Below are 12,713 nucleotides of genomic sequence, written 5' to 3'. Positions count from 1 at the left end.
GTCCGCCAATGATTCAGCCGATCATCCGGTGCTCCCACGCCCAGACCGCGATCTCGGTACGGTTCCGCAGGCCGAGCTTCGTCTGCACCGTCGAGACGTGGCTCTTCACGGTGCTCAGCGAGATGAACAACTCCGCGCCGATCTCCAGGTTGGTCCGGCCCCGGGCGATCTCGCGTACCACCTCGATCTCCCGCTCGGACAACGCCGGGCGGCGCTCGTCGCGGGGCGGCGCGGGCGGGGTCAGGTGCCGCAGCAGCCGGACCGTCACCGACGGGGACACGAGCGCGTCACCCTGGTACGCCGCCCGCACCGCCTCCACCAGAAGCGCCGGTCCGGCGTCCTTGAGCAGGAACCCGGCCGCTCCCCCGCGCAGCGCGCCGTAGACGTACTCGTCCAGGTCGAACGTGGTGACCACGACGACGCGCAGCGGGTCGGCCACCTCGGGCCCGGCGAGCGCCCGGGTCACCTGGAGCCCGTCGAGCCGCGGCATCCGGATGTCCACCAGGCAGACATCGGGTCGCAGGCGGCGGGCCTGGGCGACCGCGTCGACACCGTCGGACGCCTCGGCGACCACTGTGATGTCCGGCTGGTCCTCCAGGATCAGCCGCAGCCCGCCGCGAACCATCGCCTGGTCGTCGGCGAGCAGCACCCGGATCGTCATCACCGCCTCCCGTACGGCACGGAGGCCCGGACCGACCATCCGGCGCCGGGGCAGGGACCAGCGGTCAGCGTGCCGCCGAGGGCCTCGACGCGCTCCCGCAGGCCGATCAGGCCGTATCCGCCCCGGGACTCGGCGGGCGTGGCGGACGCGTCGTCGGTCACCTCGACCACCACGGCGTCCGGCTCCTGCACCACGTCCACTGTGACCTGGCCGGTGTGCGGGGCGTGGCGGGCCACGTTCGTCAGCGCCTCCCGGACGATCCGGTGCACGGTGCTGGTGACCTCCGGCGGCCAGGCCGTCTCCGCCGGCAGCCGCAGCCGCACCGGCGGGCCCTGCCGGCGGAACCGCTCGACCAGTTCCTCGATCTGCTCCGTACCGGCCGAGGCCGGCGGCGCGTCCGCGGTGTCGCGCAGCAGCCCGACCAGGCGGCGCATGGCCCGCATCGCCTCGCCGCCTGCTGCCTCGATGCCGGCCAGCGACTCAGTGGCGCGCGCCGGATCCCGCCGCCCGACCAGGTGGGCGGCCTGTGCCTGCACCACGATGCCGGTGACGTGGTGGGCCACCACGTCGTGCAGTTCCCGGGCCAGTTCCAGCCGCTCGTCGCGGCGTACCCGCTCGGCGGTGACCTTCGCCCGCTCGTCGAGCAGCCGCAGCGTGAGCCCGGCGGCGACCCCGCCGAGCCAGCACAGCCCGTTGAGCGCGACCACCCCCGACCCGCCCGCCCCCGGCCGGGCGGCCGGCCACGCCCCGGCCGCCACCACGAGACCACCGGCGCCGATCAGGCCGGCGGGCAGCGGCGGCAGCGCGCGTACCGCCGATCCGACCAGGACGGCCGACGCGAGCGCCAGCGCCGGCCCCGGCTCGGTGGGCAGGTCGAACAGCCGGGCGACGGCGACGGCCGACCCGGCGACGACGAGTCCGGCGGTGGCGGTGACGACGCGCTGCCTGTCGCGTACCAGAGCCAGCACGCCGACCACGACGGCGGCCGTGCCGCCGGGAAGCCAGTACGGCAGCCCCCAGCTCGCGGCGATCGCCACCGCCTGGACGCCGATCGCGGCGAGCAGCACCACGGCGAGCCCCGCCGTCGCCGCCACGCGGGTGATCCGTTCACCAGCCATGCCCAGCACGTTAGGAGATCGCGGGCCGTCGCGAACCGGCCGAAAGTAGGGGCCGCCCGAGTGCCGGACCCTGCTCCGGACCGATGCCCGCCGGTCCGGGCGTGCCCAGGATGAGCCGCATGCATCCACCACTCGCCCTGCACGCCGAGCGGCTGACCAAACGGTACGGCCACCGCACCGCGCTTGCCGACTGCGACCTGAGCGTTCCGCGCGGGCACGTGGTCGGCCTGGTCGGTCCCAACGGCGCCGGCAAGTCCACGCTGCTGCAACTGGCCTGCGGCCTGATCGCGCCGACGTCGGGCACGTTGACGGTGCTCGGCTCACCGCCGGCCGCCGACGCCGCGCACCTGGCCCGGGTCGGTTTCGTCGCCCAGGACACGCCGGTCTACGCCTCCCTGACCGTCGCCGAGCACCTGCGGATGGGCGCCTGGCTCAACCCGTCCTGGGACGCGGCGCTGGCCCGGCGGCGCGTCGACGAGGTCGGCCTGGATCCGGCGCAGAAGGCGGGCCGGCTCTCCGGCGGTCAGCGCGCGCAACTGGCCCTCGCGCTGGCCGCCGCGAAGCGCCCCGAGCTGCTGATCCTCGACGAGCCGGCCGCCGCACTGGACCCGCTGGCGCGTCGCGAGTTCATGCACGGGCTGGCCGGTTTCGTGCGGGAACTCGGCGCGGGCGCGGTGCTCTCCTCGCACCTGCTCGGCGACGTGGCGCAGGTCTGCGATCACCTGGTCGTACTCTGCGCCGCCCGGGTGCAGGTGGCCGGTCCGGTCCCGGACCTGCTCGCCACACACCACCGGAGCACCGCCGCGCCCGCCGGGGCCGAGGTGGTCTGGGCCGAGCCCGGCCGCGTCGTGGTCCGGGGCCCGGCGGTACGCGACGACGCGCCGGTCACGCTGGAGGAACTGGTCCTGGCGTACCTGTCCCGGGCCGCCGCCCGCCCGGCGGTGACCCGATGATCCGGATGACGCTGCGGCAGTTCCGCCTCCCGGCGCTCGTCGGCGCCGTCCTGCTGGTGCTGGCCGGCGCCTACCTGCTGCGCCTCGGCGCGGACATTCGGGCCGTGCCCGATCCGGCCCGGCTGCCCGGCCGGTACGCGCAGACGATGCTGTTCCTCGCCGGCGGGTTCGCGCTGGTGCCCGCGCTGATCGGCGCGTTCTGGGGCGCGCCGCTGGTGGCCCGGGAGCTGGAGCAGGGCACGCACCGGCTGGTGTGGAACCAGAGCGTGCCGCACCGCCGCTGGCTGGCGGTCAAGCTGGCGGTGCTGTCGGCCGCCGCCGCGCTCGTCGCCGGTGTGCTCGGCGCGCTGCTGACCTGGGCGGCCGCGCCCGTCGACCGGGTCGCCGGCGACCGATTCAGCACCGTGCTGTTCGGCGCGCGCGGGATCGCGCCGGTCGGGTACGCCGTGTTCGGCCTCGTCCTCGGCGTGGTCGCCGGGCTGCTGCTGCGCCGCACCCTGCCGGCGATGGCAGTGGTGTTCCTGGCCGTGGTCGTGGTGCAGCTCGCCGTGCCGAACCTGCTGCGCCCGCACTACCTGCCGCCGGAGCGGGTCACCGTGCCGATGACCGCCGACACCGTCAACCGGGCCCGCAACCTGGGCAGCATCACCGGCGCGCCGGTCGTCGGCGGGCTGGACGTGCCGGGTGCGTGGGTCACCGGCATCAGCCCGCTGCGGACCGCCGACGGGCGGCAGCTCTCCGACGAGGCGTTCGGCACCTGTTTCCGTGACCCGCCGCGTACCGGAGCCACCGGCACGTTCGGCGACACCGCGGTCTGCCTCGGCAAGCTCGGCCTGCACGTGGACCTGGCGTACCAGCCGAACCGCCGGTTCTGGGCGTTCCAGTGGATCGAGCTGGCACTCCACCTCGGCGCGGCGGGTCTGCTGGCGGCGCTCGGCCTGTGGCACGTCCGGAGACGGGCCGGCTGAGCGGACGGGGGCGGACGGTCCGGGCGCCACGCGCGCCCGGACCGCCGTACCTAGCGCTTGAACAACGCGCGCAGCGCCTCGGCGATCTCGCCCGGCGCCTCCTCGGCCATGAAGTGCCCGGCCGTGGTGGTGCGATGCTCCAGGTCCGGGGCCCAGGCCCGCCACACCGCCGCCGCGTCGTAGCCGAGCGCGGCGCCCCAGTCCTGCTGGATGACTGTGGTAGGCATGGTCAGCTGCCGCCCGGCGTCCCGGTCCGCCCGGTCGTGCGTCACGTCGATCCCGGCCGACGCCCGGTAGTCGGCGACGATGGAGTCGACCGCCTCCCGGGAGGCGCGCAGGTACTCGGCGCGCACCTGCGCCGGCATGGCCGCCGGGTCACCGGCCCAGGCGTCGAGGAAGTGCCCGAAGAACGCGTCGGCGCTGCCCGCGATCATCTGCTCCGGCAGGCCGGGCGGCTGGGCCATCAGGTAGAGGTGGAACGCCACCGAGGCGTTCACGCCGTGCAGCACGTCCCACATGTCGAGGGTGGGCAGCACATCGAGCGACGCCAGGTGGGTGACCGCGTCCGGGTGGTCCAGACCGGCCCGGACCCCGACCAGGGCACCCCGGTCGTGCCCGGCCAGCGCGAACCGCTCGTGCCCGAGCGCGCGGACCAGCGCCACCACGTCGGCGGCCATCGTCCGCTTGCTGTACGTGTCCTCGGTGTGCGCGGCCGGCTTGTCGCTGGCGCCGTAACCGCGCAGGTCGGGGCAGATCACCGTGTGCCCGCCGGCCAGGTCGGCGGCCACGTGCCGCCACATCAGGTGGGTCTGCGGGAAGCCGTGCAGCAGCACGACCGGGCTGCCGGAGCCGCCCACCGCCACGTTCAGCGTCACGCCCTCGGCGACCGGAACGCGCTGGTAGTCGAATCCCGCGATGGTGGTGCTCATCATGATCCCTCTTTCGTCTCGTCGTACCTGACCAGCGTGGCGGCGCCGGATGAGCAACCGATGAGCGCGATACGGTGACCCTGGTCGAGGAGGGTCGGTGCCTGTCGGTTTCGGTGTGCTGGGTCCGGTGACGGCCTGGGACGACGCGGGTGTGCCGGTCGACCTGAAGGGGCCCCGGCACCGGGCCGTGCTGGCGCGGCTGGTCGCCGCCCGGGGCCGGACCGTGCCGGTCGGGCAGATCGTCGACGACCTGTGGGACGACCCACCGGCCGGCGCGGTGGGCGCGGTCCGCACGTTCGTCGCGGCGCTGCGCCGCCGCCTGGAACCGCACCGTCCGCCGCGCGAGCCGGCCCGGCTGCTGGTCACCGACGGACCGGGGTACGCGCTGCGCGCCGACCCGGGCACCGTCGACGCCTGGCGGTTCGAGGACACCGTCACCGCGACTGCCGAGGCGCTGCCCCGGGCCGCGCTCGACCGGCTCGACGAGGCGCTGGGCTGGTGGCGCGGACCCGCGTACGCCGACTTCGACCAGCCGTGGGTGCACGCCGAACGGTCCCGGCTCGACCAGATCCGGCTGACCGCCGTGGAGCGGCGGGCCGAGGCGCTGCTGGCGCTGGACCGGGCCGCCGACGCCGTACCCGACCTCGACGCGCACGTCGCCGCGTACCCGTGGCGGGAGGACGGGTGGGCGCTGCTGGCGTCGGCGCTCTACCGGGCCGGACGGCAGGCCGACGCGCTCGCCGTGCTGCGCCGGGCCCGGGAGCTGCTGCGCGACCAGCTCGGCCTGGACCCGGGACCGCGGCTGCGGCGGCTGGAGACCGACCTGCTGCGCCAGGCCGAACCCGAGCCGACCGGTCCGGCGCGGGTCTGGGCGGAGACCGCAGCGGCGTACGAGCGCAGTGTGGTCCCCGGCGCCCGGGCTCGGCTGGAGTCGACTGTCGGGCTGCTGCGCAGCCTCGCGGTGACCGGGCCGGGTGGACTGGAGGCCGCCCGGGACCAGCGTGAGGCGGCCATCACCGCGGCCGAGCAACTGGGCGACCCGGAGTTCACCGCGCGGGTGATCGGCGGGTACGACGTACCGGCGATCTGGACCCGCTCGGACGACCCGGCGCAGGCGGCCCGGGTCGTCGCGGCGGCGCAGCGGGCCCTGGCCGGGCTGGGCCCCGATGCGCCGGAGGCGACGCACGCCCGGCTGCTGGCCACCGTCGCGATCGAGTCCCGCGGTACGGCGTCGCCGCGACCCGCCGAGGCGGCGCGGGACGCGGAGGCGATCGCCCGGCGGGTGGCCGATCCGGCGCTGCTGGCCCAAGCGCTCAACGGCGTGTACATGCAGACGTTCCACCGGACCGGGCTGGCCGCCGAGCGGGACGCGATCGGGGTGGAACTGGTAGCGCTCGCCGCCCGGCACGGCCTGGCCACAGCCGAGATCCTCGGGCACCTGATCCGGGTGCAGGCGCGGAGCGCTCTCGCCGACTTCACCACCGCCGACGCGCACGCCGACGCGGCGGACCGGCTCGCCGCCCGGCACGAGAGCCCGCTCGTCGGCGTGTTCACCGACGGCTACCGGGCCGTGCGGACCGCCGCCACCGGCGCCGCGTACCCGGAGGCGAAGGCCGCGTACCGGTCGTGGGCGACCCGGCTGGCCGGCTGCGGGATGCCCGGCGTGGAACGCGGGCTGGCGTCGCTGGCGCTGCTCTGCCTGCGGGCGTGGCACGACCGGCCGGCCGTCTTCCCCGCCGACACCGACTGGGGGCCGTACGCGCCCTGGGCCCGCCCGCTGCTCCTGCTCGCCGACGGGCGGCGCGACGAGGCCGCAAGGGCGTTGCGTCGCGCCCCGGCGCCGCCGCGTGACCTGCTCATGGAGGCGCTGTGGTGCCTGACCGGCCGGGCCGCCGTGGCGCTCGAGGACCGGGACGCGATGCTGCGGGCCCGGGCCGCGCTCGCCCCGGCGGCGGGCGAGCTGGCCGGGGCGGGCAGTGGCCTGCTCACCGTCGGGCCGGTGGCCCTGCATCTGGACCGGCTCGACGCCGCACTCGCGGTGACCGGCGGCCGCTACCGTTCATGAGGGCGGCTCGGATGGCCCGCGCCCTCGGCTAGGGTGCGGCGATGGACGAGCTGAGGCACCTGTTCCGGCGCGCCGCCGACCACGCGGCCGACTACCGGCTGTCCCTGCCGGACCGGCCGGTCGGCGTACCCGTGGACCAGGCCGCGCTGAAAGAGGCGTTCGCCGGCCCGCTGCCTGATGCGCCCACCCCGCCCGAGCAGGTCCTCGCGGAGCTGGTGGCCGCCGCCGAACCGGGACTCGTCGCCACCGCCGGGCCGCGCTACTTCGGCTTCGTCATCGGCGGCGCCTCGCCCGCCGCCACCGCTGCGGACATGCTGGCCGCCGGGTGGGACCAGAACGCGTTCAACGCGGTCACCTCGCCCGCCGCGGTGGCCGCCGAGTCGGCCGCCGGTACCTGGCTCAAGGAACTGCTCGGCATCCCGGCGACCGCGTCGGCCGGGTTCGTCACCGGCGGGCAGGCCGCGAACACCGCCGGGCTCGCCGCCGCCCGCCACCAGGTCCTCGCCGACGCCGGCTGGGACGTGGAACGACGCGGCCTGTCCGGCGCACCGGCGGTGCGCGTGTTCGCCGGCGTCGAACGGCACGCCACCGTCGACAGGTCGCTGCGGCTGCTCGGCCTCGGCACCGACGCGCTGCGCCCGGTGCCCACCGGCCCGCAGGGCGCCATCGACCCGCACGCGCTGGCGGCGGCGCTGCGCGACGCCGGTCCCGGACCGACGATCGTCTGCCTGCAGGCGGGCAACGTGAACACCGGCGCGTGCGACGACCTGCGCCGCGCCTGCGACCTGGTCCACCGGTACGGCGGCTGGACGCACGTGGACGGCGCGTTCGGGCTGTGGGCGGCGGCCAGCCCGTCGACCCGGCACCTGGTGGACGGGCTGGAGGCGGCCGACTCGTGGGCCTGCGACGGCCACAAGTGGCTGAACCTGCCGTACGACACGGGGTTCGCGTTCTGCGCCCGGCCCGACGCGCATGCGGCGGCCATGTCGCTCGCGGCCGCGTACCTCGTGGGTTCCGGTGGTGTGCCCGTAGGCGCGGAGCTGACCGCGGAGTCCTCGCGCCGCGCCCGTGGTTTCGCGGTCTGGGCGGGCCTGCGGGAGCTGGGCCGCGACGGCGTCGCCGCGCTGGTCGAGCGGTGTTGCGCGCTGGCCCGGCGGTTCGCCGACGGGCTGACCGCGGCCGGGTTCGAGGTGGTGAACGACGTGGTGCTCAACCAGGTGCTGGTCGGGTTCGGCGACGACGCGCGCACCGACCGGGTGGTGGCGGCGGTGCAGGCCGACGGGACGTGCTGGGCCGGTGGGACGACGTGGCGGGGGCGGCGGCTGATGCGGATCTCGGTGTCGAACGCGACCACCACTGAGGCCGACGTGGACCGTTCCGTGGCGGCGATCGCCCGGCTGGCCCGCTGAGGGCCGTCAGCCGGGCAGACGCAGCAGGTGCCGCCCGGGGAACGGGCCGCCGTGCTCCCGCTCCCAGGTGGCGAGGTGGCGCTTCTTCTCCTCCGGCGAGGGGGCGAGGAAGTCGAAGTAGGCGAGGATCACGGTGCGGGCCTCGTCGACCGTGTACGACGCTCCCGACGGCACCGGCCCGAGGCTGTCCACGTTGACGCCGGTCGGCGTGCAGCGCACCACTGCGGAGTTGCCCTCGTACTCCTCGTAGTCCGAGCGCCCGGACATCACGTCGTCGATGCACTGCAGCAGCTCGAGACAGTCCGGGGCGTAGGTCTGGATGTCGCTGACGAGCTGGGAGGCGAACGGGCGGAATCGCGCGTCACCGCTGGTCATTGTGGGCGCGCCGTTCTGATTGCGCCCGAACTGGATGTCACCCACAGCTAGCGTCCCCCCACCGGCCAAGCCGAGTACCACGTCGTGCCACCGGGATTGTAGAAGCCCTCGACGAGCAGCCCGTTGGCCCTCCCCTGCCATTTGTTGGGGTCGTCCGGGTGCGGGCCGCCGGACCGGAACGCGCCCTCGATCGTCTCGTCGACCCGCTGCGGCGTCCAGTTGTCCGGGAAGAAGGTGCTCGAACCGCGTTTCTGGCGCCAGACACCGCCGTCGTCCTGCACGTCGACGCGGGCGCGGTACGTGCCGTCGGCGTGCCGTTCGAGGATCATCTCGCGGCCGTCCGCGTCGACGCGGACCCGGGCGCCCGGCGGGTTCTCCCCCATGAACCGGTGGTGGAAGCCGGTGCCCCGCGGCGGAGTGGCGTTTGTGTTCACGTGGCCGCGGAAGATGTGCGCGTAGCGGCGGTGCCGCATCCGGGCCCGGAGCCATTTCTCGACCGGCGTGAAGAGACCGGCCTTTCCCCGCTTACCCACCGAGCACCGCTTCGGTGGCCATGTTGAGCAACTGGTCGATGAGGACACCGGTGATGAGCTTGAAGATCGGGATCTCCAGCAGGGAGGCGCCGAAGGTGACCACCGCCGTGGCGACCGCCTGCGCGATCTGAATCGCCAGGAGCGTCAGCTGCACGATCACGTTGATCTTCAACGCCAGGACGATCCCGGCGCACACCATGAGCCCGGTGCCGATGAGCGCCGCCGCGGACGCGCCGTCGTCCAGGTTGGTCTTCGCCGAGTCGGCGGCCTGCCAGCTCGTCTGGAAGCGTTCGATGGCGTCGTCGCGGTTCTGGGTCCACATCTGCTGCGCCGACCGGTCGGCGTCGGCCACCGGCGTCCGGAGCCGGTCCGGGAAGGCGAGCCACGCCTGGCCCATCTCCAGCAGCTTCGTCTCGTCGGCCTCGGGCCAGGTGTAGCCGAGCATGCCGAGCAGGGACACCAGTTCTCCGGGCAGGGTCATTCCCATGTCAGCCGAGCACCTCACGGAAGCGGCCGAGACTCTCGGTGATCATGCGTTCGGTCTCCTGGTAGTTGAGGCCCATCACCCGGCTCAGCTTGCCGATGTCCTCGATCTCGACGAGGTTCGCGTCGTAGCTCTCCAGCGCCAGGTCGCGGATCGTCTCGTATACCATCCCGATGAGCGAGCCGAGGTCGTCGTTGCCCCACGGGGTGCCGAAGGCCGCCAGCTCGGCGTCGAACGCGGACAGTGCGGCACGCATACGCTGCGCCGAGGCGACGATGTCGTCACCCGCCCCGATGATCGACTCGGGATCGATCTCGATCTCGCGGGCCATCAGCGCTCCCCTCCGTCGGTCATCGTCCCGGGTCCCGGATGGTCTGCATCACGCCGGTCAGCGCGCCGGTGAGCGCGGACATCTGGCGGACACTGGCCTCCTGCAGCTCGCGCAGCCGCGCGTCGAGCGCGGCCGAGCCGAGCCCCTGCGGTGCCGCCGCCGGGGGGATCTGCTCCAGCGCGCGGTTGACCGCGACCACCATCGACTCGCCGAGCTCCGCCGAGGACAGCCGGCGGGGCGGGCGGGTGACCTCCAGCCGGGTCAGCCGGGCCGAGCCGTCGACCTCCGCGCGCACGGTCCCGGCGTCATCGGATCCGCTCCACCGCTCGTCCCCGCCGTCCTCGGACGGCGTGCCGCCAGTTGCGGCACCCAGCACGTCCATGACCTGGTGCAGGAGATCCGCCGGGCCGTTCGCCGGGACGTCCCCGCCGAGCCCGGTCGCCGGACCGGCCGTGGCGACGGCGTCGGCGATCGCGCCGTGGAGCCGGCGCATCGCCGCCTCGCTCTCGGCGAGGACGGCACCGAGGCTTCCGGTCAGCGCGGACAGGTCGGCCACCGGTTCACTGCTCGCCAGGCTGCCCCGGGACGCGGTCAGCGCGTCGTTCACCGCCTGCTCGACCAGGCGGCCCAGCTCGTCCTCGGACAACCGCATCAACGGCGCGGCCAACTCGACGGAGCGCAGCCGCCCGTCCTCCGCCGTCACCTCGACCTGGCCGTCGGCGGCCCGGCCGTGCGCCTCGGCGGTCACCCCGCCGGCGGTGTGGCCGTCGGTGGTCACGCCGCCAGCGGGGTGCGCGCCGGCGCGCAGGGCCGCCAGCTCCTCGCGGTAGCCGGAGACGCGCAGCGCGTAGTCGTCGGCCGCGGCGTCCTGTGTCATCCCGTTGCCTCCCCGTCACGGTCAACCAGACCCTAGCAACGCCCGGCACGCGGAGATGTCCCTCCACAGGGGAGCGCACTCATCACCGTGTCGTCACGGGGCCCACACGAAGCGCTACCGGTTGCTACCGTGTCGGGCACCGTTGTCCTCTGGGGAGGGTGGCCATGTGGGCGGACGAGGCCGCGCTGGACGCGGCGGCACGACGGCTCGACGAGTGGGAGTCGTCGCTGACCGACCGGGCGGCGCGCGCCCGCGACCTGTCCGCCCGCGCGCAGGCACTGACCGGCACCGCCCGCAGCGCAGACGGGCTGGTCGAGGTCATCGTCGACGCGTCCGGGCTGCTCACCGGCCTGCGGCTCGACGAACGCGTCCGGCAGCACTCCGCCGCACACACCGCCCGGCAGATCCTGGCGGTCACCCGGGACGCCCGCGCCGACCTGCTGCGACAGCTCACCGAGGCCACCACCGAGACGCTCGGCGCGGACGACCCGGCCGCACGCGCGATCGTCGAGTCCCACCAGCGGCGGCTCGGCCCCGACCCGGACGCGCCGGATGCCGCCCGGTGACGGCCTCCAGGTCGACCCGGACGACCTGACCGCACACGCCGCCCACCTCGGCCGCTGCGCCGACAGCATCGACACCGCGCGGCAGGCCGGCCAGCACGTCCGGCTGAGCGCCGACGCGTACGGGCAGCTCTGCGCGATCATGCCGGCCCTGCTCGACGGTCTCCAGCGGACGCTCACCGACGGCATCGGCACCGCCGCCACCTCGGTCCGGGACACCGCCGGGAAGCTGCGGTCGAGCGCCGAGCGCTACCGCGCCTCCGACGCGCACGCCGCGGACCTGCTCGACCGGGTACGGCAGCGACGGTGACCACGAACCCGCTGGTCGCCGCCGCCCCGGACACCGCGTCGAGCGCCTGGGCGGGCGTGTGGATCTGCGAGGACATCGAACTCATCGCCCAGGGCGTCCGCACCGGCAGCTGGATCGACGGCAGCCTCGGCGTCGTCAGCGCCGGCCTCGACGCGCTCGCCCTCGTGTCCGACCCGGCCGGGGCCCTCCTCCAGTACGGTATCGCCTGGCTCATCGAGCACGTCAAGCCGCTCAGCGAGGCCCTCGACTGGCTGGCCGGCGACCCCGCCGAGATCACCGCGCACGCGCAGACCTGGCGCAACGTCGCCGCGTCGCTGCGCGAGGACGCCGCCGAGCTGGCCCACGCCGTCCACACCGAGGTCCCCGGGTGGACGGGCGCCGCCGCCACCGGCTACCGCCGCTGGGCGGCCGAGCAGCAGCAGGCCGTCACCGGGCTGGCGCAGGGCGCCGAGGCGATGGCAGCGATCACCGAGGGCGCCGCCGGCCTTGTCGCGGCCGTGCGGCTGCTGGTCCGCGACGCCATCGCCGCCTGCGTGTCCCGCCTGATCGTGTACGCGGCCGAACTGGTCGCCACGGCCGGGCTGGCGACGCCGCTGGTGGTGGAGCAGGTGACGACGACCGTGGCGTCGTGGGCGGCGCGGATCGGGCGGTTGTTGCGGGGATTGCTGGCGAGTCTGCGGCGACTGATACCGGAGATGCGGCGCCTCGGCGACCTGATCGGCAAGCTCCGCGAGGCGCTGAGCCGCTTGCGAGCGGCTGAGCCCGAAGCGGGAAACCTGAACCGGGTGCGCGGCAGAGGACGCGGACCCCGCATGCCGATGACCCTGGAGTCGGTGCAGCAGATCGCCGCGAAGTACGGCATCGAGACCTCCGACATCCGGTTCGTGATCGACAAGGGACGGTCGGGAATTCACGGCGTGACCAGGGCTGACCAGTCGGTCATGCTCTGCCGGAACGCTTTCCACAGCGAGGAGGACCTCGCCCGTACGCTCGCGCATGAGCGGTTCCACGTGGAGGAACTCCGCGCAGGGCGCCCGTACCCCCGAAACCGTGACGAGGCGATCGCATTCGAGGATCGTGCCTATGCTCACGAGGACCAGTGGTGGGAGAACCACCCGGTCAGACCGGAGGAGTAGC

Annotated in this window: 15 protein-coding genes; 7 read left to right on the top strand and 8 right to left on the bottom strand. The window is 74.8% G+C overall.

The window, feature by feature from the left end:
• Positions 1 to 13: 13 nt before the first annotated feature.
• Both IRY44_RS23955 and IRY44_RS23950 read right to left on the bottom strand, forming a co-directional pair.
• On the bottom strand, positions 14 to 661 hold the full coding sequence (locus IRY44_RS23955) for a response regulator transcription factor (protein WP_194802469.1): 648 nt from the start codon (positions 659 to 661) through the stop codon (positions 14 to 16).
• Positions 661 to 1,779: a sensor histidine kinase gene (locus IRY44_RS23950; RefSeq protein WP_194802468.1), complete on the bottom strand. Its 1,119-nt coding sequence runs from the start codon at positions 1,777 to 1,779 to the stop codon at positions 661 to 663. The genes IRY44_RS23955 and IRY44_RS23950 overlap by 1 nt, the downstream gene beginning before the upstream one ends.
• Positions 1,780 to 1,898: 119 nt before the next feature.
• On the opposite strand from IRY44_RS23950, the gene IRY44_RS23945 reads away from it, so the two are divergent.
• Positions 1,899 to 2,732 (top strand): ABC transporter ATP-binding protein, encoded by an 834-nt coding sequence (locus tag IRY44_RS23945; RefSeq protein WP_194802467.1) that lies wholly within the window; start codon positions 1,899 to 1,901, stop codon positions 2,730 to 2,732.
• A complete protein-coding gene (locus tag IRY44_RS23940) occupies positions 2,729 to 3,700 on the top strand; it encodes a transmembrane transport protein (protein ID WP_194802466.1) in 972 nt (323 codons plus the stop codon). Before IRY44_RS23945 ends, IRY44_RS23940 begins: the two co-directional genes overlap by 4 nt.
• A gap of 50 nt (positions 3,701 to 3,750) precedes the next feature.
• Here IRY44_RS23940 and IRY44_RS23935 read toward each other — a convergent pair whose 3' ends face one another.
• Complete coding sequence (locus IRY44_RS23935; protein ID WP_194802561.1) at positions 3,751 to 4,629, bottom strand: alpha/beta hydrolase; 879 nt, start codon at positions 4,627 to 4,629, stop codon at positions 3,751 to 3,753.
• Positions 4,630 to 4,726: 97 nt separating this feature from the next.
• On the opposite strand from IRY44_RS23935, the gene IRY44_RS23930 reads away from it, so the two are divergent.
• Positions 4,727 to 6,694: a BTAD domain-containing putative transcriptional regulator gene (locus IRY44_RS23930; protein WP_194802465.1), complete on the top strand. Its 1,968-nt coding sequence runs from the start codon at positions 4,727 to 4,729 to the stop codon at positions 6,692 to 6,694.
• 41 nt (positions 6,695 to 6,735) lie between these two features.
• The gene (locus IRY44_RS23925; RefSeq protein ID WP_194802464.1) at positions 6,736 to 8,103 is read left to right on the top strand and encodes a pyridoxal-dependent decarboxylase; all 1,368 of its coding nucleotides are present in this window, start codon (positions 6,736 to 6,738) and stop codon (positions 8,101 to 8,103) included.
• 6 nt (positions 8,104 to 8,109) lie between these two features.
• Here IRY44_RS23925 and IRY44_RS23920 read toward each other — a convergent pair whose 3' ends face one another.
• From IRY44_RS23920 to IRY44_RS23900, 5 genes are read right to left on the bottom strand one after another with little or no spacing between them, the layout of a single operon-like run.
• The gene (locus tag IRY44_RS23920; protein ID WP_194802463.1) at positions 8,110 to 8,523 is read right to left on the bottom strand and encodes a hypothetical protein; all 414 of its coding nucleotides are present in this window, start codon (positions 8,521 to 8,523) and stop codon (positions 8,110 to 8,112) included.
• 2 nt (positions 8,524 to 8,525) lie between these two features.
• Positions 8,526 to 9,011, bottom strand: coding sequence for an EndoU domain-containing protein (locus tag IRY44_RS23915; RefSeq protein ID WP_194802462.1), 486 nt, complete (start codon positions 9,009 to 9,011; stop codon positions 8,526 to 8,528).
• The gene (locus tag IRY44_RS23910; RefSeq protein WP_194802461.1) at positions 9,004 to 9,498 is read right to left on the bottom strand and encodes a hypothetical protein; all 495 of its coding nucleotides are present in this window, start codon (positions 9,496 to 9,498) and stop codon (positions 9,004 to 9,006) included. Before IRY44_RS23910 ends, IRY44_RS23915 begins: the two co-directional genes overlap by 8 nt.
• Before the next feature lies 1 nt (position 9,499).
• Complete coding sequence (locus tag IRY44_RS23905) at positions 9,500 to 9,826, bottom strand: hypothetical protein (RefSeq protein ID WP_091427010.1); 327 nt, start codon at positions 9,824 to 9,826, stop codon at positions 9,500 to 9,502.
• A 19-nt stretch (positions 9,827 to 9,845) separates the two neighbouring features.
• Positions 9,846 to 10,703 (bottom strand): hypothetical protein, encoded by an 858-nt coding sequence (locus IRY44_RS23900; RefSeq protein WP_194802460.1) that lies wholly within the window; start codon positions 10,701 to 10,703, stop codon positions 9,846 to 9,848.
• A gap of 164 nt (positions 10,704 to 10,867) precedes the next feature.
• On the opposite strand from IRY44_RS23900, the gene IRY44_RS23895 reads away from it, so the two are divergent.
• The 3 genes from IRY44_RS23895 to IRY44_RS23885 are packed head-to-tail and all read left to right on the top strand — an operon-like array spanning position 10,868 to position 12,712.
• A complete protein-coding gene (locus tag IRY44_RS23895; protein ID WP_194802459.1) occupies positions 10,868 to 11,269 on the top strand; it encodes a YbaB/EbfC family nucleoid-associated protein in 402 nt (133 codons plus the stop codon).
• Entirely contained in the window at positions 11,256 to 11,576 is a 321-nt protein-coding gene (locus IRY44_RS23890; protein WP_194802458.1) for a type VII secretion target, read from the top strand. Before IRY44_RS23895 ends, IRY44_RS23890 begins: the two co-directional genes overlap by 14 nt.
• Entirely contained in the window at positions 11,573 to 12,712 is a 1,140-nt protein-coding gene (locus IRY44_RS23885; RefSeq protein WP_370584998.1) for a WXG100 family type VII secretion target, read from the top strand. The genes IRY44_RS23890 and IRY44_RS23885 overlap by 4 nt, the downstream gene beginning before the upstream one ends.
• Position 12,713 lies beyond the last annotated feature (1 nt).

Source organism: Micromonospora sp. ANENR4 (genome assembly GCF_015354395.1).
GTDB classification, from domain to species: Bacteria; Actinomycetota; Actinomycetes; order Mycobacteriales; family Micromonosporaceae; genus Micromonospora; species Micromonospora aurantiaca.
This window is presented reverse-complemented; position numbering and strand designations above follow the sequence as displayed.